15 protein-coding genes are annotated in these 19997 nt (G+C 70.0%); 7 read left to right on the forward strand and 8 right to left on the reverse strand.

Annotation, left to right across the window (positions count from 1 at the left end; translation table 11 throughout):
- Positions 1 to 12 precede the first annotated feature (12 nt).
- The 4 genes from E4A53_RS11210 to E4A53_RS11225 are packed head-to-tail and all read left to right on the forward strand — an operon-like array spanning position 13 to position 4266.
- Positions 13 to 1551 carry an FAD-binding oxidoreductase gene (locus tag E4A53_RS11210; protein ID WP_136163200.1) on the forward strand — a complete coding sequence of 513 codons (1539 nt, stop codon included), beginning with the start codon at positions 13 to 15 and terminating at the stop codon, positions 1549 to 1551.
- Between the two features lie 10 nt (positions 1552 to 1561).
- Entirely contained in the window at positions 1562 to 1960 is a 399-nt protein-coding gene (locus tag E4A53_RS11215) for a nuclear transport factor 2 family protein (RefSeq protein ID WP_136163201.1), read from the forward strand.
- A gap of 4 nt (positions 1961 to 1964) precedes the next feature.
- On the forward strand, positions 1965 to 2600 hold the full coding sequence (locus E4A53_RS11220) for a c-type cytochrome (RefSeq protein ID WP_136163202.1): 636 nt from the start codon (positions 1965 to 1967) through the stop codon (positions 2598 to 2600).
- Between the two features lie 58 nt (positions 2601 to 2658).
- Positions 2659 to 4266, forward strand: a complete 1608-nt coding sequence (locus E4A53_RS11225) for a GMC family oxidoreductase (RefSeq protein WP_136163203.1) — start codon at positions 2659 to 2661, stop codon at positions 4264 to 4266.
- Positions 4267 to 4327: 61 nt separating this feature from the next.
- Here the strand turns inward: E4A53_RS11225 and E4A53_RS11230 are convergent, their stop codons facing one another.
- From E4A53_RS11230 to E4A53_RS11265, 8 genes are all read right to left on the reverse strand, one after another.
- Positions 4328 to 4894 (reverse strand): PEPxxWA-CTERM sorting domain-containing protein, encoded by a 567-nt coding sequence (locus E4A53_RS11230; RefSeq protein WP_136163204.1) that lies wholly within the window; start codon positions 4892 to 4894, stop codon positions 4328 to 4330.
- Positions 4895 to 4956: 62 nt separating this feature from the next.
- Positions 4957 to 5919: a helix-turn-helix transcriptional regulator gene (locus tag E4A53_RS11235; protein WP_136163205.1), complete on the reverse strand. Its 963-nt coding sequence runs from the start codon at positions 5917 to 5919 to the stop codon at positions 4957 to 4959.
- Between the two features lie 386 nt (positions 5920 to 6305).
- Complete coding sequence (locus E4A53_RS11240) at positions 6306 to 8120, reverse strand: gamma-glutamyltransferase family protein (RefSeq protein WP_136163206.1); 1815 nt, start codon at positions 8118 to 8120, stop codon at positions 6306 to 6308.
- Between the two features lie 72 nt (positions 8121 to 8192).
- Positions 8193 to 9332: an acyl-CoA dehydrogenase family protein gene (locus tag E4A53_RS11245; protein WP_136163207.1), complete on the reverse strand. Its 1140-nt coding sequence runs from the start codon at positions 9330 to 9332 to the stop codon at positions 8193 to 8195.
- Positions 9333 to 9365: 33 nt separating this feature from the next.
- Positions 9366 to 10559, reverse strand: coding sequence for an acyl-CoA dehydrogenase family protein (locus tag E4A53_RS11250; RefSeq protein WP_136163208.1), 1194 nt, complete (start codon positions 10557 to 10559; stop codon positions 9366 to 9368).
- Positions 10560 to 10597: 38 nt separating this feature from the next.
- The gene (locus E4A53_RS11255) at positions 10598 to 12058 is read right to left on the reverse strand and encodes a flavin-containing monooxygenase (RefSeq protein WP_168694371.1); all 1461 of its coding nucleotides are present in this window, start codon (positions 12056 to 12058) and stop codon (positions 10598 to 10600) included.
- Between the two features lie 85 nt (positions 12059 to 12143).
- Positions 12144 to 13823 carry an MFS transporter gene (locus E4A53_RS11260; protein WP_136163209.1) on the reverse strand — a complete coding sequence of 560 codons (1680 nt, stop codon included), beginning with the start codon at positions 13821 to 13823 and terminating at the stop codon, positions 12144 to 12146.
- A gap of 113 nt (positions 13824 to 13936) precedes the next feature.
- Positions 13937 to 16051, reverse strand: coding sequence for a prolyl oligopeptidase family serine peptidase (locus E4A53_RS11265; RefSeq protein ID WP_136163210.1), 2115 nt, complete (start codon positions 16049 to 16051; stop codon positions 13937 to 13939).
- Between the two features lie 157 nt (positions 16052 to 16208).
- Between E4A53_RS11265 and E4A53_RS11270 the strand changes: the two genes are divergently transcribed.
- From E4A53_RS11270 to E4A53_RS11280, 3 genes are all read left to right on the forward strand, one after another.
- Positions 16209 to 16988: an aldo/keto reductase gene (locus tag E4A53_RS11270; protein ID WP_168694369.1), complete on the forward strand. Its 780-nt coding sequence runs from the start codon at positions 16209 to 16211 to the stop codon at positions 16986 to 16988.
- A complete protein-coding gene (locus tag E4A53_RS11275; RefSeq protein WP_136163212.1) occupies positions 16985 to 18598 on the forward strand; it encodes an FAD-dependent oxidoreductase in 1614 nt (537 codons plus the stop codon). Before E4A53_RS11270 ends, E4A53_RS11275 begins: the two co-directional genes overlap by 4 nt.
- A 94-nt stretch (positions 18599 to 18692) precedes the next feature.
- Positions 18693 to 19997: ABC transporter substrate-binding protein (locus tag E4A53_RS11280; protein ID WP_168694370.1), on the forward strand; the 1305-nt coding region annotated here is incomplete at its 3' end.

The following is a 19997-nucleotide window of genomic DNA, read 5'->3' on the forward strand; positions in this document are numbered from 1 at the left end:
CGGAGAGCTAGGATGACATCCGACAGCCGCCCCACCCTTCTCCCCGGCGCCCCGCACACCGACCGGCGCCTGTTCCTCGCCGGCACCGCGACGCTGGCCGGCATGGCGGCGGTCGGCCTGCCGCTGTCCGGCATCGCCAGGGCGGCCGATGCCGCAGCAGAGGTCGCCGACTTACAGAAGGCGGTGAAGGGCCAGGTCGTCGCCCGCGACACCGAATTCTACGAGCCGTGGCGCCAGAGCATGATCTGGCAGACGCAGAAATTCCCGCGTCGGCCGGACATCATCGTCCAGGCTGAAAGCGTCGAGGACGTCGTCGCCGCCGTCAACCACGCCCGCCAGAGCAAGCGCCGGATCACCACCCGCGCCGGCGGCCACAGCTTTTGCGGCTGCTTCATGCGCGACGACGGCATGCTCGTCGACGTGTCGCGCCTGTCGACGATCGAGATCGACGCCGCGCGCGGCGAAGCGGTCGTCGGCCCCGGCGTCATCGGCCGCCGCCTGCAGGAGGATCTGGCCCGCCACGACCTTGCTTTCCCGACCGCCCATTGCGGCATGGTGCCGATCAGCGGCTTCTTGCTCGGCGGCGGGCTGGGCTGGAACGGCAACGCCTGGGGCGGCATGGCGACCTACGCGATCCTGGAGGTGGAGATCGTGACGCCGGACGGCACGGTGCGCACCGCCAGCGAGCGCGAGAATCCGGACCTGTTCTGGGCGGTGCGCGGCGGCGGCCCCGGCCTGTTCGGCGTCGTCACCCGCTTCCGCCTGCGCTGCTACCCCCGGCCGAAGGCGATGCGCTCGCACACCTACATCTTCCCGTTCACCAGCGCGCCGGACGTGGCGAAGGCGATGGAGGAAATCGGCCCGAAGCTGCCGCTGAACGTCGAGCTGATCGGCGTCATCACCGCCGCGCCGCCGGGGCTGGAGAAAGCCTGCTCGGCCCCCGGCTGTGACCAGGTGCTGGTGCTGCAAAGCGTCGCCTTCGTCGATACCGAACAGCAGGCGCTAGCCGGCATGGCGCCGCTCGCCGATCATCCGATCACCAAGCTGGCGCTGGTCGCGAACAAGAACGCGCCGGAGACGTTCGAGAATCTCTACTACGGCAACGAGGTGCCGTTCCCGCAGCGCCGTTACTGCGTCGACAACATCTATGCCGACGGCCTCGCCAAGCCGATCGAGGTCATCATGCGGCACATGCCGCATTCCCCCTCGCGCGTGACCGCGCCGGTGCTGCTCTACAAGGGCCGGCCGGACATGCCCGACGGGGCGACCGCGACCAAGGGCAATTTCTACGTCTCCTGCTACGCGCAGTGGGACGATCCGGCCGCAGACAAGGCCAACAAGGACTGGCTGATCGCGCTCTACGAGGAACTGCAGCCGCTCGGCACCGGCAGCTACATCAACGAGCTGAACCAGGAAGGCCGGCCCCACCGCATCCGCGAATGCTACACGGCGGAAGGCTGGGCGAAGCTCGCCGCCCTGCGCGCCAAATACGATCCGGAACGGGTGTTCCACACCTTCTACGGGCTTGAGCCCCAGCCCCGCCAATCCTGAAAGGACCGTCATGACCGCTTCCGCAACCGATACCGTCAACAGCTTCTTCCAGGCGCTCGGCTCCGGCGACATGGCGGCGGCGATGGCGCTGCTCGCCGCCGACTGCCGCTGGACCTACCACGGCCCGGACGGCGTGATCCCGTGGGCGGGTACCTTCACCGGCCCGGACGGCGTCGGCCAGTTCTTCGCCCGCTTCGGCGAGCACGCCGAACCGGTCGAGATGGCGCCTCAGTCGATGGAGGCGGCCGGCGCCACCGTCTTCGTCCGCGGCATCGAGACAAGCCGGGTCAAGGCGACCGGCAAGACCTATTCGGTGCCGTGGATCCACGCGATCGCCGTCGCCGACGGCCGCATCGCCAGCTTCGACGAATATATCGACAGCGCCGCCGTCGCGGCGGCGATGGCCTGATCCGATGCGCGCCGGCCTCCTCCTGCTCGGCAGCGCCGCCGCCCTGGCCGCCTGCACGGCCGGCAAGCCGCCGGCTTCTTCCGTCCCGCCGGAGGTCGCGCGCGGGCAGGCGTATTACACCACCTGCCAGGGCTGCCACGGCAATGCCGGCGAAGGGTTCGCCGGCATGAACGCGCCGCGTCTCGCCGGCCTGCCGGCCGCCTATGTCGCCGAACAGCTCATCCTTTACCGCAAGGGGCTGCGCGGCGGGCCGGAGGATTTCCTCGGTGTGCAGATGAACGGCCGGGCCAAGGCGCTGCCGGACGAGCAGGCAGTGCGCGACGTCGCCGCCTATATCGCCACCCTGCCCGCGCCGCCGCAACAGCCGGCGGCATCCCCGGCCAACCCGGCCGGGGCGGATCTGTTCGTCAGTTGCGTTGCGTGCCACGGGGACAAGGCGCAGGGCAACGCGGCGCTCGGCGCGCCGCCGCTGGCCGGCACCGACGCCGCCTATCTCGCGCGGCAGCTACGCAACTACAAGGCGGGCATCCGCGGGCGCGAAGGCGATACGCTTGGCCAGCAGATGCGCGCCGCCGCCGCCGTGCTGCCGGACGACGCGGCGATCGACGCCGTCGCCGCCCACGCCGCCGCGCTCAAATGACCGATGCCGGCCGCGCCGGCCGGCCCTCCTTTTCGACGGGTCCAGGGAACAGCAAGACATGCAGATTGAAAGCGCCGCGTTCGACTATATCGTGGTCGGTGCCGGCTCGGCCGGCTGCGTGGTCGCCGCGCGCCTCAGCGAACGGCCCGACGTCAGCGTGTTGCTGGTCGAGGCCGGCGGCAAGGACGACAGCTTCTGGCTGAAGATCCCGGTCGGCTACGGCCGCACTATCGCCGACCCGGCGGTCAACTGGAAATACATGACGGAACCGAACCCGGCGCTCGGCGGCCGGCAGATCTACTGGCCGCGCGGCAAGACGCTCGGCGGGTCGAGCAGCATCAACGGCCTGATCTACATTCGCGGTCAGGCGGCCGACTACGACCATTGGCGCCAGCTCGGCAACCGGGGCTGGGGCTATGAGGACGTACTGCCCTATTTCCGCAAGTCGGAAGACCAGGAAAACGGCGCGGACGCATTCCACGGCGTCGGCGGCCCGCTCAGCATCACCAACATCCGCGAACGCAACCCGCTGTGCGAGGCGCTGATCGCCAGCGCCGGCCGCAACGGCATTCCGCACAACCCCGATTTCAACGGCGCCAGCCAGGAAGGTGTCGGCTATTATCAGGGGACGATCCGCAACGGCCGCCGCTGTTCCGCCTCCTACGCCTATCTGCGCCCGGCCCGCGGCCGCCCGAACCTGACCGTCGTCACCGACAGCCTGGCGGAGAAGATCGTCTTCGAAAACGGCCGCGCGGTCGGCGTCGATCTCCGCACCGGCGGCCGCACCGTGCGGATGACCTGCCGGCGCGAGCTGGTGCTATCCGGCGGCTCGGTCAATTCCCCCCATCTGCTGCTGCTGTCCGGCGTCGGCCCGGCCGCGCAGCTTCGCGATCTCGGCATCCCGGTCGAGGCCGACCTGCCCGGCGTCGGCGAGAATCTGCAGGATCATTATGGCGGCCAGATCACCTGGCGCTGCACCCGGCCGATCACCATGAACGACGTGATGCTCAGCAAGCGGCGCCAGCTTGCCGCCGGCCTGCGCTGGCTGCTGCTGCGCAACGGCCCGCTGTCGGTCCCCGCCGGGCAGGCCGGTCTGTTCACCCGCATCCTGCCCAGTTCCGCGACGCCCGACGTCCAGTTCCTGTTCCAGACGTTCAGCGGCGGCTATTACGAGGACGGGCTGTTCAAATTCTCCGGCTTCGCCAATTTCATCTGCCCCGTCCGCCCGCGCAGCCGGGGGCGGATCACGCTGGCGAGCGCCGATCCGTCGGAACCGCCGCGCCTCGCCCCCAATTATTTCGCCGACCCGGTCGACCGCCATATACTGGTCGAGGCGCTGAAGCTCGCCCGCAAGATCGCGCAAACCCCACCGCTGGCCGATTTCGTGGCGTCGGAGCACCTGCCCGGCGCCGACATCCGCTCGGACGATGAGATAGAGGGCTATTTCCGCGAGAACGGTGGCTGCGTCTCGCATCAGGTCGGCACCTGCAAGATGGGCAACGACACGATGGCGGTGGTCGACGACCAGCTTCGCGTGCGCGGCGTAGACGGCCTGCGCGTCGCCGACGCATCGATCATGCCGACGCTGATCTCGGGCAATACCAACGCCACGACGATCATGATCGGCGAAAAGGCCGCCGACCTGATCCGCGGCACCGCATCCTGAGCTAACGCGCCTCCCGCCCTGCTCTCTGTCGCAGGGCGGGAGGCGCGGCGCCCCACCGGGATCAGCCGTAGGTAATCGCCGTCCGCACCCTGCGTCCGCGCGCGGCGGCCCCGATCAGGGTGAAGCCGGCGATCAACATCGCCCAGCCCGCCGGCTCCGGCACCGCGGACACCGGCCGCGTCGCCGAAATCACCAGCTTGGTATTGGTCGGCTGCGGCTGGGTGCTGAACGGCAGCTTCTGGGTGGTGAAATTGAATTCGCCCAGCTTGATGGTGGGATTCGACGTCGGGCCGGTGAACAGGTCGATCGCCAGCAGCGAGAACAGCAGGGTGCTGCCCAGCGCCACGCGCACGCCGCCCGCCGCGCTCGCCGGGTAGAAGAGGATGTCGCCATTCGTCGACGTAACGCCGTTCGACGTGACCGTGAAGTTGCGGAGCCGGAAGTAGCCGTACATACTCGTGCTATATGTGAAGTCAGACCCGTAAAGGGCTGCGGACGGGTTCGAATCCAGTTCGAAACTGGCATCGAAATCCCCCGAGAAGGTGAAGTAGTAAGTGGCGGCCTGTGCCGGTACGGCCAGGGCGAGCAGCGCGACGGCCCCCGCCAGGGCGGACGGACGGATCTTCATGGATACCCCCTCAAATAGCTGAAGGGCGCTTTTACCAAACGCGCTTTGCCGGGCGTCTCAGATCACTGGTCCGACCGTCTCAGCACATCCGCCCGCCACGCGCGCGGCGACATGCCATAGCTTTGCCTGAAAGCCCGGCTGAACGCGGCGGCGCTGCGGTAACCGGACATCGCCGCCGCATCCTCGATCGCGCCGTCGCGCCGCGCGGCGATCACCGCTTTCGCCCGCTCCAGCCGCACGCCGCGCACCATCTCCCCTACCGTCAGGCCCTGTCGCGCGAATACCCGGTACAGGTGCGCGCGCGAGCAGCCGAGCCGCGCTGCGATCGCCGCCGCGCTCAAATCGCGATCGGCGCTGTGGCGTTCGGCGATCCCCCGCGCCGCCATGATCAGCACGACGTCGGAGCGCAGCGCCTCGTCGGGCCGGTCGGCATGAAGCTGGCGCAGGCAGCCGATCGCCAGTTGCGTGGCCGCGGCGACGCCGGCATCCATCTCGACGCGCGACAGCCGGTCGCCATGCCGGCGCAGTTGCTCCAGATGCGCGCGCAGCACCGGGCCAAGCGGCATGTCGTCCAGCCTGACGACACCGCCGCGCCGTTGCAGCGGGTCGCCGCCGACCGCGCCGATCGCCAACGCGCGCGGCACGGTCAGGTACAGGTGGTCGTGCCCGACCGCGCCGACGTCGGTGGTCGCGGCCTGGCTCGCATCCATCACCACCAGCCCGCTGTCGCGGTCCAGTACCACCGCCTCGTCATGGCCGGCGCGCAACCGCACCTCGCCGCCCAGGGTAAAGGAGAACACGAAATGGTCGGCCCAGCCCCGCCCGAAGCGGCAGCGCGTATTGGCGCTGATCGAATGGCCCAGCAGCACCCCGTCCTGCGTCGTCCACATGCGCAGTTCCGCGTCATAGCCGTCATGCGCCGCCGGGTCGGTCAGCGACAGATCAAGCCCGGCATGCAGGCTACGCCAGAAATCGAAGCGCTGGTGCGCCGGCAAATCCGCCGTGTCGATGCGGGCAAGACCCATGCGTGACGCCCTATTTGCCGCACCGCTGCCAAAGCGGCGCAGCGGCGTTCAATCATCGTTATTGTTTCATCTCGGTGCCGGGCGCGCAACCGGCGCCGCGCCGCACCCGTCATCCCATAATAAGACAGTCCGCCGCCGACCAGAGCATGATGCGATGAACTGGAATCGCTATTGCGAGGAGCGCAGCGACGCGGCAGTCCGGATTGCGCGCCAACGCCCTGGATTGCTTCGCTCCGCTCGCAATGACGAAGCGGGGCAATCCAATGGCAGCAGAGCCTGGATTCCGTCTGCTTCAAGCGGAATCGGCACCGGCGCCCAAGGTTCCGGCGATGCACGGCATCGTTGGAAAGGTGCTGGAAGGCGGTGCAGCTTGAAGCGGACAGGCTCTAATAGGCCAGCGCGCAGCCATCCGCGCGCATCTCGCTGGCGGCGGCGTAGACGCGGCCGCCCGCCCGCTCCAGCCATTCGACGCATTCGTAGCGGCCGTAACCGCCCGGCGCCTCGGCGATCTTCCAGCCCATCGCCGCCAGCTTCGCCTGCGTTTCCGCCGGCACGCCGGTTTCCAGGTTCAGCACGCCGGTCGGCGACGCCTTCTCCTCCGCCCCGTCCTCGCCCATCGCTTCCGACGATCCGCCGTGGTGCCAGCGCGGGCTGTCGCCGGCCGCCTGCACGTCCAGGTCGTAATCGATGCGGTTGGCCAGGATCTGCACCTGCCCCTGCGGCTGCATGTCGCCGCCCATCACGCCGAACGCCAGCCAGGGCTTGCCCTGCCGCGTCGCGAAACCGGGAATGATCGTCTGGAACGGTCGCTTGCCCGGCGCATAGACGTTCGGGTGCCCATCGCGCAGCGAGAATAGCTGCCCGCGATCCTGGAACATGAAGCCAAGCCCGTCGGCGACCAGCCCGGATCCCATGCCGCGGAAATTGGACTGGATCATCGACACCATCATGCCGTCCTTGTCGGAACAGCTGAAATAGGTGGTGTCGCCGTGGCTGGGCGCCTGCCCCGGCCGCACGTCGGTCATCAGCCGGTCGGGGCGGATCAGCTTCGCGCGCTCGGCGGCATATTCCTTCGACCCGAGCCACGCGAACGGCACCTTGGCGAATTCCGGGTCGGCGTAATACCGGGCGCGGTCCTCATAGGCGAGGCGCTTCGCCTCCGCCTGCAGGTGGATCGACAACGCCGACTGGAAACCGGCACCACGCATGTCGAATCGTTCCAGGATGTTCAGCATCTGCAGAGTCGCCAGGCCCTGCGTGTTCTCGCCGATCGCGTGGACGGTGACGCCGCGATAGTCGGTGGTCAGCGGCTCGCTCCACCCCGCGTGCTGCGCGGCCAGGTCGGCGCGGGTCATCCACCCGCCGATCCGCTTGAAATAGGCCTCGATCGTGTCGGCGATCGGCCCGTCGTAAAAGGCGTCGCGTCCGCCCTTGGCGAGCAGGTGGAACGTCCGGGCCAGGTCCGGGTTGCGGAATACGTCGCCCTCCGCCGGTGCCTTGCCGCCGGGCGCATAGGTCGCCCGCATGTTGGCGACCTCCTCTATCCCCATCCCCGGCCGCTGGAAGTTGGCGACGCCGCGCGCCATGTAAAAGGCGACGACCGGGGCGACCGGCACGCCGTCCTCCGCCATCGCGATCACCGGCTCGAACAACTCCGCCCACTTCAGCTTGCCGTAGCGCTGGTGCATCGTCCACCAGCCGTCGACCGCGCCGGGCACGGACACCGACACCGCGCCGTAAGGCGGGATGGCGCCGCTCTTCGCCCGCGCCCGCACCGTCTCCAGGCTCAGCCCACGCGGGCTGCGGCCGGATCCGGCGATGCCCTGCACCTTGCCCGCTTTCGGGTCCCAGATCAGCGCGTAGACGTCGCCGCCCATGCCGTTGGCGGTCGGCTCCAGGAAGCCGAGGCAGGCGTTCATCGCGATCGCCGCGTCGACCGCCGACCCGCCTTTGCGCAGGATGTCGATCGCCGCCATCGTCGCGCGCGGATGGGCGGATCCGGCGGCGCCGTTCACCCCGAACACCGCCGATCGGCTGGCGAAATTGGCGCCGACCGGCCGGTCGCCGGCGCGCACGTCAAGCCGCCGCTCATTGTCGACCGGCTTCGCCGCGCCGCCCCCCGGCGCGGCCGCCCCCTGTGCCCGCACGGACGAAGCGATCGCGGCGGCGGGAACCGCGGCAAGGAAGGTACGACGGCGCATGAAGGCATCCCCCTGGAACGATGATTCGTATACCGTATCACCGTCGCCGGGGTTGCGGAACGCCCCCGCCGGTCACGCCGCGATCGTCAGCGCCTCGAACCGCCCGAGGTGATGGTCGACGGAGCCGAACTGCCCCTCGATCATCGTCGCCCGCTTGAAATAATGGCCGACCGCCAGTTCGTCGGTCATGCCGATGCCGCCGTGGATCTGGATCGCGTTCTGCCCGACGAAGCGGCATGCCTTGCCGACCTTCGCCTTGGCCTGCGACACGGCGGCTGCACGTTCGGCTGCCGGCAGGTCCAGCTTCAGGGTCGCCATCAGCGTCATGCTGACCGCCTGTTCGACCTCCATGAACATGTCGACCAGCCGGTGCTGCAGCACCTGAAAATCGGCGATCGCACGGCCGAACTGCTTGCGCTGCCGCGCATAGTCCAGCGTCGATCGATGCAGCATCCGCGTCACCCCGCACGCCTCGGCGCAGACGGCGGCGGTTGCTTCGTCGACCACCTGCTCGACGATCGGCAGTGCCGCGCCTTCCCCACCGATCAGCGCGTCCGCCGGCACCGCCGCATTCTCGAAATGCACGTCCGACGCGCGGAAACCGTCGACGGTCGGGTAATCGCGGCGGACGATGCCGGGCAGCCCCGCCTCGATCAGGAACAGCGACACCCCGTCCGCCTCGCGCTGCCCGCCGCCGGTCCGCGCCGTCACCAGCAGGTGCGTCGCCCACGGCGCGGCATAAACCACCGCCTTGTGCCCGTTCAGCACCCAGCCGCCGCCGCCCTGCTTCGCGGTCGTGCGTAGATTGGCCAGGTCGTAGCGCCCCTGCGGCTCGGCATAGGCGAAGGCGATGATCGCGTCGCCGGCGATGATCTCGGGGATCAGCGCATCGGCCAGCGCACCGCCCGCCGCCTTCAGCGCGCCGCCACCGATCACCACCGTCTGGAGGTACGGCTCGATGGCGATCGCCTCGCCCAGCTTCTCCATCACCACCAGATTGTCGACCGCGCCGCCGCCCAGCCCGCCATGGGCCTCGGCGAAGGGCGCGCCCAATATGCCCAGCTCCGTCGCCAGCGCCTTCCATATCCCGGGGTCGCGCCCGCTGTCAGAAGCGACGACCTTGCGCCGCCGCTCGAAATCGAAATTCTCGGTCAGGAAACGGCCGAGCGTGTCGCGCAGCATGTCCTGCGTGTCGGTATAGGTGAAATCCATGTCAGCCCCTTTCGGCCGGGCGGGCGCGCCGCGTCACAGGCCCAGCACCATCTTGGCGATGATATTGCGCTGAATCTCGTTCGACCCGCCGTAGATGCTGGTCTTACGCATGTTGAAATAGGTCGGCGCCGCCCGCCGGGCGTAGTCGGGGCCGATCGCCTGGGCGTTGTCGCCTTCGCCGAAACCGCGGAAATAGGGCGCGCCGTAATGGCCGACGGCCTCCAGCGCCAACTCGGTGATCCGCTGCTGGATCTCGGTGCCCTTGATCTTGAGCAGGCTCGATTCCGGCCCCGGCCCCTTGCCCGCCGCTTCGCCCGCCAGCGTGCGCAGTTCGGTGAATTCCAGCGCGGTCAGGTCGACCTCCAGCTCGGCCAGCTTGCGGCGGAAGAACGGGTCGGCGATCAGCGGCCGGTCGCCGTCCGTCTCTGTCCGGGCGATCGCCTTGATCCGTTCCACCCCGCGCTTCGACCGGGCGACGCCGGCAATGCCGGTGCGCTCATGGGCAAGCAGGAATTTGGCGCAGGTCCAGCCCTTGTTCTCCTCGTGCACGCGCTGGTCGACCGGCACGCGCACATCCTCCAGCCACACTTCATTGACCTCATGCTCGCCGCCCAGGGTGATGATCGGCCGCACGGTGATGCCGGGCGTGTTCATGTCGATCAGCAGGAAACTGATGCCCTCCTGCGGCTTGCCGGTCGTGTCGGTGCGGACCAGGAAGAACCCCCAGTCGGCATGCTGGGCCAGCGTCGTCCAGGTTTTCTGCCCGTTGACGACATAATGGTCGCCGTCGCGCACCGCGCGGGTGCGCAGCGATGCCAGGTCGGACCCGGCGCCCGGCTCGGAATAGCCCTGGCACCACCAGTCGTCGCCGGACAGGATGCGCGGCAGGAAGCGTGCCTTCTGCTCGGCCGTCCCGAACGTGTAGATCACCGGCGCGACCATGTTGATGCCGAACGGCAGGATCGGCACGGTGTCGGCGCGGGCCAGTTCCTCGGACCAGATATAGCGTTGCGTCGCGGTCCAGCCCGGCCCGCCATACTCCACCGGCCAGCCCGGCGCGACCCAGCCCTGCTTCGCCAGCACCCGGTGCCAGCTCAGGTAATCCTCCTTGCCCAGTTCCTCGCCCCGCTCTTGCCGCGCGCGCAGCGCCGGCGGGTAATGTGCGGCAATGAAGGCGCGCGCCTCCCCCTGAAAGGCAAGGTCATCCGCGGTGAAATTCAGGTCCATTCCGGCCGACTCCTCTCGACGCCGACGATAGCGGCGCTTTACGCTGACGTAAACTGCGACCCGGAAAACATCATCGCCCCGTCATCGATCGGCGCGTAGCGGAACAGCATCAGGTCGCGCAGGTAATTCTGGTGAATGCGCCAGGGCTTGCGCGTCCCCTGCTTGGGAAACAGCGCCAGCGATCGCTGGACATAGCCCGATGTGAAATCCAGCCAGGGCGCCGCGTCCATCGGCTCGGCGGGCAAAGTCGGCATCGCGATGGCATGCCCGCCCGCCTTCATGTGGTTCAGCAGGCGGCAGACATAGGCGCTGGTCAGGTCGGCCTTCAGCGTCCACGACGCGTTGGTATAGCCGAAAGCGGAGGCAAGGTTCGGCACCCCGCTGAACATCATCCCCTTGTAGCTGATCGTCCTGGCGAAATCGACGCGGGCGCCGTCGACGAGGAACTCAGCCTTGCCGAGCACGACCAGCTTCAGCCCGGTCGCGGTGACGATCACGTCGGCGGGCAGCTCCGCGCCCGATTCCAGCCTGATCCCGCCCGGCGTGAACCGCGCGATCCGGTCGGTGACCACCGACACCCGCTTCGCCTTGATCGCGTCGAACAGGTCGGCGTCGGGCACCAGGCACAGCCGCTGGTCCCACGGGTTGTAGTCGGGGGTGAAATGCCGCGCGACATCGTAATCGGGGCCAAGCTGGTCGCCGACCAGGCCGATCAGCTTGGCCTTCGTCTTCTCCGGCCGCTTGCGCGCCAGGTTAAAGAACAGAATGCCGAGCAGCACGTTCTTCCACCGCACCAGCGCATAGGCCAGCTTCGCCGGCAGCACCCGACGCAGGCCGTTGGCGATCCGGTCCTCCGCCGGCCGCGACACGACATATGTGGGCGATCGCTGCAGCATCGTCACGTGCGCCGCCGTCCGCGCCATTTCCGGCACGATGGTCACCGCCGTCGCGCCGCTGCCGATCACCACCACCCGCTTGCCGGCGTAATCCAGATCGTCGGGCCAGTGCTGGGGGTGGACGATCCGGCCGGTAAAATCCTCGCGCCCGGCAAAGTCGGGGTCGTGGCCGCCGGCATAGTCGTAATAGCCGCTGCACATCAGCAGGAAGGAACAGGTGAAGCCGCCCGCGCCGCCGTCATGCTCGGTGGTCACTGTCCAGCGCGCCTCGGCCGTGGACCAGGACGCGCGCGTCATCCGCTGCCCGAACCGGATATGTCGGTCGATGCCGTTGTCGCTGGCCGTCTGGCGGACGTAGTTCAGGATCGACGGGCCGTCGGCGATCGCCTTCGCCTCCACCCACGGACGGAACGAATAGCCGAGCGTGAACATGTCCGAATCCGATCGGATGCCGGGGTAGCGGAACAGGTCCCATGTCCCGCCGATCGCGTCGCGCGCCTCGAGGATCGCATAGCTGCGGTCCGGGCAATGCTTCTGCAAGTGATAGGCGGCACCGATGCCCGACAATCCGGCCCCGACGATGATGACGTCGAAATGCTCCATGCCGATCCGTTCCTCTCCCGGCTCGGCAGACTGTCGCGCACTCGCCGGCATTTTGCAAAAATCCGGTCGGCCGTAGCGTCCCCGGTCAGGTGCTGCGCGTCGGGTCGGTCATCGGGTCGCTGACTTCGGGGGTCGCGTGCACCCGGCCGGTCGGCAACGACCCGGTCTGGCGCTCGATCAGCCGGTGGACGACCGGCGGGTTCGGCCCGGCGTGGAGGGCAAACAGTTGCGCGCTGTTGTCGGCGTCGGCGTGGGTGCGGCGCTGGTTGTGGCGGACATAGTCGAGCCAGGTCGGGACGTGATACCGCTCGATCCACAGCATCGGGTCGGCCAGGTCGCGCAGCAGCGTCCAGTGACGGGCGCCGTCGCGGCGGCGGATGCGGCGGCGCTCCGCCATCACCTTCAGGAACGCCATCACGTCGCCGGGTGCGATCCGGTATTCGATGGTGATGACCACCGGCCCGGTGCGCGGCTCGACCGGCACCGCCGTCTCCGGCTCCGTCCATCGGCGCAGCGGGTCCAGGTTCAGGTCCTCGACCTGCGACAACGGCAGGCGGAACCCGATCAGCACACCCGCCGCCTGGACGATCGCCGCCGCGAACAGGGCGATGGCAACGCCGTCGCCCTCCGCGATCAGGCCGAACACCCAACTCCCCGCGGCCATGCCGCCGAACGCCGCCATCTGGTACAGCGCCAGCCCGCGCGCGACGACCCAGCGCGGCGACGCCATTTGCACGGTGACGTTGAAGGTCGACAGCGCCAGCACCCAGCCGGAGCCGGCCAGCATCAGCGCGGCGATGGTCAGCGGCATCCAGCGGCTGGCGCCGGTCACCACCGCGCCGACCGCCAGCGCTAGCGACGCGATCCGCACGATCCGCTCGGTCGACATCGACCGGCGCAGGCGAACGGTGGCCAGCGCCCCGCCGACCGCGCCGATGCCGAACCCGCCCAGCAGCATGCCGTAGACCAGCGGGCCGCCGGCCATCAGGTCGCGCGCAACCAGCGGCATCAGCGCCGGGATCGCGCTCGCCGCGATACCGAACAGCGCGGCGCGCAGCATCACTACCCTGAGGCTGGGCGACATCGCGACATAGCGCAGCCCGGCCGCCATCGCGACGCCCAGCCGCTCGCGCGGCAACAGGCGCGGCGGCAGGTTCGGCCGCCAGCGGGCAAGCACGACGATCAGCCCGACATAGGACAGGGCGTTGGCGAGGAACGCCGCCGCCGCCCCCGCCGCCGCGACGATCAGCCCGCCGACCGCCGGGCCAAGGCTGCGCGCAATGTTGAACCCCATGCTGTTGAACGCCACTGCCCCCGGCAGCACCGGGCGCGGCACCATGTCGCCGACCGACGCCTGCCAGGCCGGGCCGTTGAACGCGGTGCCGCAGCCGATCAGGAAGGTGAAGACAAGCAGCAGCCACGGACTGAGCAGCCCACCCCAGGTGCACAGCGCCAGGCCCGCCGACACGACCAGCATGAACGCCTGCGCCGACAGCATCACCTTGCGCCGGTCGAGATTGTCGGCCACCGCCCCGGCGCACAGCGACAGCAGCATGATCGGCAGCGTCGTCGATGCCTGGACCAGCGCGACCATCTGCGGCGATCCGGTCAGCGACACCATCATCCACGATGCGCCGACCGACTGGATCAGCCCGCCGAAATTGGACGCCATGCTCGCCAGCCACACCGCCCGGAATACCGGGATCGACAGCGGCGACGGCGGCGCGCCGGGCGCGGTCACGGTCTCGGGCGGGGCATCGGCCATGCCGGCCACCGTTGCGGCAACCGGAGCCGGAAGCCAACCCCCCGCGCCCCGACCGCCGCCATTCCCGTCATCGCGAGCCCAGCAGGGGCGCGGCTATCCACCGCCCCGGACCGTCAATCCCGCGCCGCCGCGCCCAGTTCCTTGTTCAGATAGACCGTGACCATCGCTGCGCGCCGGGCATCCTCCAGCCGGTCGGCCCCGGCGGCGTGGCCGCCCTCGATCGCCTCGGAATAATAGAACCCGTCGCCAAGCTGCTTCAGCTTCGCCGCGAATTTGCGGGCGTGGCCGGGATGAACGCGGTCGTCCTTGGTCGACGTGTAGATGAACGGCTTGGGATAGCGCACCCCGGCGGCCAGCTTCTGGTAAGGCGAATAACGTTCGATGAACGCCCAGTCCTCCGGTTTGTCCGGGTCGCCATATTCGCCCATCCACGACGCGCCGGCCAGCAGGTGGGAATAGCGCTTCATGTCGGTGAGCGGCGATCCCATGATGATCGCGCCGTACAGGTCGGGCCGCTGCGTCATCAGCACGCCCACCAGCAACCCGCCGTTCGACCGCCCCGACGCCGCGATCCGGCCTTTCGCGCTGATCCCGGCGGCGATCAAATCCTCGGCGACGGCATGGAAATCGTCATAGGCGTTCTGCCGCTTCTCGCGCAGCGCCGCCTGGTGCCAGGCCGGGCCGTACTCCCCGCCGCCGCGGATGTTGGCGAGGACATAGGCATTGCCCTCCTCGACCCAGAACAGCGCCGCCGGCCCGCTGCGATAGGGCTGGCCGGTCAGGTAGGTCGGCGTCTGCGCCAGCCGGAACCCGCCATAGGCGTGGATCAGCGCCGGCACCCGCCCCTTGGCGCCCGGCTTGCGGACCAGGAAATAGGGCACCTTCGTCCCGTCCTTCGACGTCGCGAAGCGCTGGGTCACCTCCATCTTCGACGCGTCGAACCGCGCCGGCAATGCCTGCACCGCCGCCGGCGCCGCCCCCGGCCGCACTGCGTACAGCGTCGGCGGCGTCAGCATCCCCTCGACGGTTGCAAAGGCCAGCTCCTCGCGCCCCGCCGCCGCTTCCAGATGGATGGTCGCGTTGGCCGGCAGCGCCGCCGCCTGCTGCGCCCATGCCCCGTCCGCCCCCTGCCGCAGCGCGACCAGCTTGCCCGACACGTCGTCGAGCAACTTGACCCACAGCACGGCCTTGCCCGCCGCGACCTGCTCGATCGCCTGGCTTGGCCCCGGCACCATCACCGCGCGCACCACCGGCGTCCGCCCGGCCAGCACGTCGGCGATCGCATATTCGACGATCGCGCCCGCCGGGTGCCCCTGCCACGGGCTGGCCAGCGTCGCGAACAGGTGTCCGTCCAGCACATCCTCGACCTCGGCGTCGATCGGCAGCGGCGATCGCACCAGCCGCCCGTCCGGCGCGACATGGCTCACCTCGCTGCGGTAGAAATCGATGCCGCGCGCGATCACCGGCCAGCGCGCCTCGCCCTCGACGAACACATGCGGGCGGATGCTGACGTCGCTCGCCTCGGCCTCCGCCACCGTGGTCGCCGCCGACAGCGGCGTCCCCCGCCGCCACAGCTTGACGATCCGGCCATAGCCGGAACTGGTCAGGCTCCCCGGTCCGAAATCGGTGGTCACGTACAGCGCGTCCGGCCCGGCCCAGGCGGTGGCGCTCTTCGCCGCCGGCAGCACGAACCCATCGGCCACGAACCGCCCGCTCGCCATGTCGAACTCGCGCCTGACCGCCGCGTCGCCGCCGCCGTCGGACAGGGTGACGATGCAGCGCGCATAGTCCGGCGCCCGGCAATCCGCCCCGCCCCAGACCCAGCTTCTGCCCTCTGCCCGGCCGAGCGCGTCGATGTCGATCAGCGTGCGCCATTCCGGCTTGCCCGCCGCGAACGAGGCGAGCGAGGCGACCCGCCACAGCCCGCGCACATGCGCCTTGTCGCGCCACAGGTTCAGCACCCGGTCGCCGATCACCCGGTCCGGCACCGCGATCTGCGCGTCGTCCTGGAGCAGCGCCAGCGCCCGCTCGCGATACGCGGCAAAGCCCGGCTCCTTCTCCAGCACCGCGTCGGCCGCGGCGTTCCACTCGCGCACCTTGGCCAGCGCGCGCGTGCCCTCCACCTCCTCCAGATAGGCGTTGGGGTCGGCGGCCGGCGCGGCGGCGGCCAACGGAGCGGCCAGCGCACAGGCCAGCGCGGACGACAGCGACAGGCGAAGAAGCGGCATCGGCGAATAATCCCGTGGAATGAACCCTGAGCCCGGTGTGCCGCCAGTTTCGCGCGCCGGTCAAGCATCCAGCCGGCGCTTGCGTTCATTGACCATGAACCAACTTCCACTACTGTGCGCGCGATCAGTCCTCGTCCCAGTCACGGAACCCGCCAAGATGGCCTCCACGCCCCCCTTCACGCGCATCGGCCTGGGCTGCGCCCGCGTGGGGTCGCTGACCAACCCGAGCAGCCCGGCGGAGTCGCAGCGGCTGATCGAACTGGCCTTTTCGCTGGGTGTGCGGCTGTTCGACACCGCCAATATCTACGGCCAGGGCGACAGCGAGCGCATCCTCGGCCGGGCGCTGGCCGGCAAGCGCGACCAGGCGTTCATCGTCACCAAGATCGGCAAGCGCTTCTCGGCGAAGATGCGGCTGATCCGGCCGTTCAAGCCGATCGTCAAGCGCCTGCGCCGCCCGTCGCCGGCCGGCGACGCCTTCGTCGCCAGCCAGCGCGCCGCCAATGTCGGCTTCGATCTGGATCACCGGACGATGGAACGCGACGTCGTCGCCGCGCTGAAGCGGCTGCGGATCGAGCGGATCGACATGCTGCTGCTGCACAGCCCGTCGGTGGCGACGGTCGCCGATCCGGCGGTCGTCGCCACCCTCGCCGCCATCCGCGACAAAGGCATGATCGCCGGCTACGGCGTCTCGGCGGATTCGGCGGACGTCGTCGCGGCGGCGCTGGCGATGCCCGGCATCGGCATGGTCCAGGCACCCTATGTGGCGCTGCCGGCCACCGCCCCGGTGCCGCTTGTCGCGCGCGGCGTGCTGCGCCATCGCGGCACGACGCCGCCGATGGAGGCGCTGGCCGCCGCCGTCGCCGACCCGCGCCTTGCCGCCGTGCTGGTCGAAACGACCTCGCCGGACCATCTGCGCGCCGCCGCCGCCCTGCTATGATCGCCAACACCCAGCCCGCCGAAGCGGATATCCTGATCGTCGGGTCGGGCGCCGCCGGGATCGCCCTCGCCCTCTCGCTGGAAGGGTGCGGTCGCCGCGTGCTACTGGTAGAGGCCGGCGGCGCCCGCCCCTCGCCCGCCAGCCAGGCCTTCTACCGCGCCGACAGCGTATCGCCCGACACCCATATCCCGACCGAATTGTTCCGCCGCCGTGGCTATGGCGGGACGACGCCGCTGTGGGGCGGCCGCTGCATCCCGCTCGACCCGGTCGATTTCGCGACGCGGGACTGGATTCCGCATTCCGGCTGGCCGATCGGCTATGAGGAGGTGCGCCGCTACCACGCCGCCGCGCTCGACCTTTGCCATGCCGGGCCGGAAAGTTTCGACGCGGCTACCGCCTTCGGCCCCGCGCCGGCGCCGCTGGTCGATCGCGCGCCGGGTCCGGAAATCGACATCAACCGGGTCGAGCGCTTCAGCCTGCCGACCGATTTCGTCGCCAGCTACGGCGAACGCCTCCGCCAGGCGCGCGACGTGACCGTACTGCTCGATCACCCAGTGCTGCGGATCACCGCCGCCGACGGCCGGGTGACCGGGGTCGAAACCCCGGCCGGCGCCATCGCCGCGCCCTGCGTCGTCATCGCCACCGGCGGCATCGAAACGCCGCGCCTGCTGCTCGCTTCCGGCCTCGGCGGCGACCTCGTCGGCCGCTATTACCAGACCCATCTGCATGTTCAGGTCGGGACGATGCGCTGCGCCCCCGGCGCCCGGCTCGACTATCAGCGCTCGCCCGAAGGGGTGTGGTGCCGCCGCTATATCGCGCTCGACCGCGCCACGCTGGAACGCGAGCGGCTGTTTCAGATCAACATCCGGCCGACCCACCCCGACATTGCCGATCCCGCGCACCGCAACCCGATCCTGTCGGCGATGTATTTCGCCAAGGGCGGGCTGGTCGCCGAATATGCGCGGATCATCACCGGCGCCCGCAATCTCGGCGCCGGGCGGGAACGCCGGCCGTTCACCTTCCACCTCGCCCATCTGCGCAACATGCTGCTCGGCGTGCCGATGCTGGTCGCCTTCGTCGCCCGCTGGCTGCGGCTGCGAACCTTCGCCAAGCGCAAGCTGCCCTCGGTGTTCCTGCGCAACGCCACCGGCCGCTACGCGATGGACATCCATCTCGAACAGGTGCCGAACCCGGACAGCCGGATTATTTTGTCCGACGCGCGCGACGCGCTCGGCGTGCCGCGCGTCATCGTCGACTGGCGGACCACCGATGCCGACCGGGCAATGTTCCGGCGCGGCATGGCGCTGATGCGCGACGCCAGCCGGGGCAGCGGCGTCGAACTGGAATGCGACGACGCCGCGCTCGACCATGCCGTGCTGCACCCCACTCCCGGCCATCATATCGGCACGGCGCGGATGGCGAACAGCCCGGCGGAGGGGGTGTGCGACGCCAATGGCCAAGTGTTCGGCGTCGCCGGCCTCTATGTCTCGGGGTCGGCGCTGTTCCCGACCGGCGGCGTCGCCAACCCGACGCTTACCATCGTCGCCCTCGCCCTGCGCCTCGCCGATCATCTGCGCGCCGGGCTTGGCGTGGCGCGCCCGGCACCGTAGAGGTCGTCCAGCCGTGCGGAGGCGGCACCGGCCCGCGCCGCCGCCCGTTCCAGCCCGGCTGGCCCAGACTGTGCAGCCAAAGGTCCGCGTCCCGATGATACCGCTTCGCCCGCTCCTTCCGCTCTGCGCCCTCGCCGCCGCGCTTGCCGGCTGCGGCGAAAAGGCCGGGGCGCCGGTCGCGGTCAGCGTGATCGGCGAAAAGCCGGCGCTCGCCAATCCGGATCGCGGCCCGATGACCACGGCGGCGGCGGTGCTTGCCGGCGCCGTCGCGGAAGGACTGGTGGCGATGGATGCCGCCGGCCAGATCGAACCGGCGCTGGCCGAACGCTGGATCGTCACCGATGACGGGCTGAGCTATATCTTCCGCCTGCGCGCCGCGACCGGCGCCAACGGCAAGCCGATCACCGCCAATGATGTCGTCCGCCGCCTGCGCGCCGCGGTCTCCCGTTCCAGCCGCAACCCGCTGCGCGCCGACCTCGCCCTGATCGACAGCATCTCGGCGACGACGCCGCAGATCATCGAGATCCGGCTGCGCGCGCCCCGCCCGCCGCTGCTCAACCTGCTCGCCCAGCCTGACATGGCGGTGATCGCCGCCGGCGGCGCCGGCCCGCTGCGCCAGAAGGCGGAGGGCGGCGTGATCCGGCTGACCCCGCTGCCGGAATTCGACGAGGATGGAGAACCGCTGCCGCCCGGCCCGGACCGCACCCTGCTGCTGCGCGGCGAGCGCGCGGCGCTGGCGGTCGTCCGCTTCACCCGCGGCGAAACCGATCTCGTGCTCGGCGGCCGCTACGGCGATCTTCCGATCGCGCGGATGGGGGTGCCGCGCACCCGCGACGTGCGGATCGATCCGGCGGAGGGCCTGTTCGGCCTGATGGTCGCCGGCGACGCCCCGTTCTTCGCCGATCCGGACATCCGCCGCGCGCTGGCGATGGCGATCGACCGGCAGGCGCTGATGGCCGCGATCGGCGGCAACGACGCCCGGCCGGATGTCGCCATACTGCCGGAACGCTATCGGTCCGCCGCCGACCCCGCCGTTCCGCGCTGGGCCGGGCTGACCCAGGCGGATCGCCAGGCGAGCGCCCATGCGATTATCGCCGGCTGGCGCGAACGCGAAGACGCACCGCCCCCGATCCGCGTCGCGCTCCCCGCCGCGCCGGGCGCGACGCTGCTGTTCGGTCGGCTCGCCGCGGACTGGCTCGCCCTCGGCCTCACCGCAGTGCGGGTGGCGGAAGGCGATGCCGCCGACATCCGGGTCGTCGACGCGGTGGCGCCGGCGCCCAGCGCCATCTGGTATCTGCGCGCCGCGCTCTGCCCGACGCCGGCGCGCTGCGACCCGGCGACCGCCGACGCGCTGGCGCGGGCGACCGCCGCCGATACCGCCGCCGCGCGCGGGCAGGCG

Source organism: Sphingomonas flavalba, assembly GCF_004796535.1.
In the GTDB taxonomy this organism is placed as follows: domain Bacteria; phylum Pseudomonadota; class Alphaproteobacteria; order Sphingomonadales; family Sphingomonadaceae; genus Sphingomonas_L; species Sphingomonas_L flavalba.

Coding starts and splice junctions, on each gene's coding strand:
- E4A53_RS11210 (WP_136163200.1), top strand. CDS start 13: ATGACATCCGACAGCCGCCCCACCCTTCTCCCCGGCGCCCCGCACACC.
- E4A53_RS11215 (WP_136163201.1), top strand. CDS start 1,562: ATGACCGCTTCCGCAACCGATACCGTCAACAGCTTCTTCCAGGCGCTC.
- E4A53_RS11220 (WP_136163202.1), top strand. CDS start 1,965: ATGCGCGCCGGCCTCCTCCTGCTCGGCAGCGCCGCCGCCCTGGCCGCC.
- E4A53_RS11225 (WP_136163203.1), top strand. CDS start 2,659: ATGCAGATTGAAAGCGCCGCGTTCGACTATATCGTGGTCGGTGCCGGC.
- E4A53_RS11230 (WP_136163204.1), bottom strand. CDS start 4,894: ATGAAGATCCGTCCGTCCGCCCTGGCGGGGGCCGTCGCGCTGCTCGCC.
- E4A53_RS11235 (WP_136163205.1), bottom strand. CDS start 5,919: ATGGGTCTTGCCCGCATCGACACGGCGGATTTGCCGGCGCACCAGCGC.
- E4A53_RS11240 (WP_136163206.1), bottom strand. CDS start 8,120: ATGCGCCGTCGTACCTTCCTTGCCGCGGTTCCCGCCGCCGCGATCGCT.
- E4A53_RS11245 (WP_136163207.1), bottom strand. CDS start 9,332: ATGGATTTCACCTATACCGACACGCAGGACATGCTGCGCGACACGCTC.
- E4A53_RS11250 (WP_136163208.1), bottom strand. CDS start 10,559: ATGGACCTGAATTTCACCGCGGATGACCTTGCCTTTCAGGGGGAGGCG.
- E4A53_RS11255 (WP_168694371.1), bottom strand. CDS start 12,058: ATGGAGCATTTCGACGTCATCATCGTCGGGGCCGGATTGTCGGGCATC.
- E4A53_RS11260 (WP_136163209.1), bottom strand. CDS start 13,823: ATGGCCGATGCCCCGCCCGAGACCGTGACCGCGCCCGGCGCGCCGCCG.
- E4A53_RS11265 (WP_136163210.1), bottom strand. CDS start 16,051: ATGCCGCTTCTTCGCCTGTCGCTGTCGTCCGCGCTGGCCTGTGCGCTG.
- E4A53_RS11270 (WP_168694369.1), top strand. CDS start 16,209: ATGGCCTCCACGCCCCCCTTCACGCGCATCGGCCTGGGCTGCGCCCGC.
- E4A53_RS11275 (WP_136163212.1), top strand. CDS start 16,985: ATGATCGCCAACACCCAGCCCGCCGAAGCGGATATCCTGATCGTCGGG.